This is a genomic window from Nonomuraea sp. KM90 (assembly GCF_052246675.1).
Lineage (GTDB): Bacteria > Actinomycetota > Actinomycetes > Streptosporangiales > Streptosporangiaceae > Nonomuraea.
Map to the genome: position 1 here is coordinate 1 of NZ_JBQQCB010000374.1, position 1,020 is coordinate 1,020.

At 67.3% G+C, this 1,020-nt stretch carries 1 pseudogene; it reads left to right on the plus strand.

What is annotated here, in order from left to right:
• A pseudogene (locus tag ACTWPW_RS64305) lies at positions 1-1,020 on the plus strand (cellulose-binding protein); the annotation flags it as partial.

The following is a 1,020-nucleotide window of genomic DNA, read 5'->3' on the forward strand; positions in this document are numbered from 1 at the left end:
CTGTACGTGGCTCCCGGCGGCAGGGACAGCGCGGCTGGGACGCAGGCGGACCCGACCACGCTCACCTCGGCGATCACCCGTATCGCCGCCGGCGGGACGATCTACATGCGCGGCGGGCGGTACGACTTCGCGCAGACGGTCACCATCGCGGCGGGCAACAACGGCACCTCCGGCGCCCGTAAGAAGCTGTCGGCCTACCCGGGTGAGACGCCGGTGCTGAACTTCTCGGCCCAGAGCGAGGATCCGGCGAACCGCGGGCTGGCCGTGGGCGGGTCGTTCTGGCACATCTACGGCATCGTCGTCGAGCGTGCCGGCGACAACGGGATCCTCCTCGCCGGTAACAACAACATCATCGAACGCACCGTGACCCGCTTCAACCGCGACACGGGCCTGCAGCTCTCGCGGCTGGAAGCCGGGGCGCCACGGGAGCAGTGGCCGTCCAACAACCTCGTCCTGAGCGCGGTGTCGCACGACAACGCCGACTCCGACGGCGAGGACGCCGACGGCTTCGCCCCCAAACTCACCGTGGGTCCGGGTAACGTCTTCCGCTACACCGTCTCGCACAACAACATCGACGACGGCTATGACCTGTTCACCAAGAGCGACACCGGCCCCATCGGCGCGGTGACCATCGAGGACTCCCTCGCCTACGACAACGGCACCCTCAGCAACGGCGGCCAGGCCGGCAACGGCGACCGCAACGGCTACAAGCTCGGCGGCGAGGACATCGGCGTCAACCACGTCATCCAGCGCAGCATCGCCTACGGCAACGGCAAACACGGCTTCACCTACAACCGCAACCTCGGCACGATGACGGTGTCGAACAACGTCAGCATCGGCAACGCGGAACGCAACTTCAACTTCGACGGCGGCTCCTCGGTGTTCCGCAACAACACCTCCTGCGACAGCGGGTCGAACGACAGGATCATCGGCAACGCCGACAGCTCCAACCAGTTCTGGTCCGGCTCGAACGGCTCCCGCTGCTCCTCCTACACCGGCGCCCTGGCCTGGTCCTTCGCC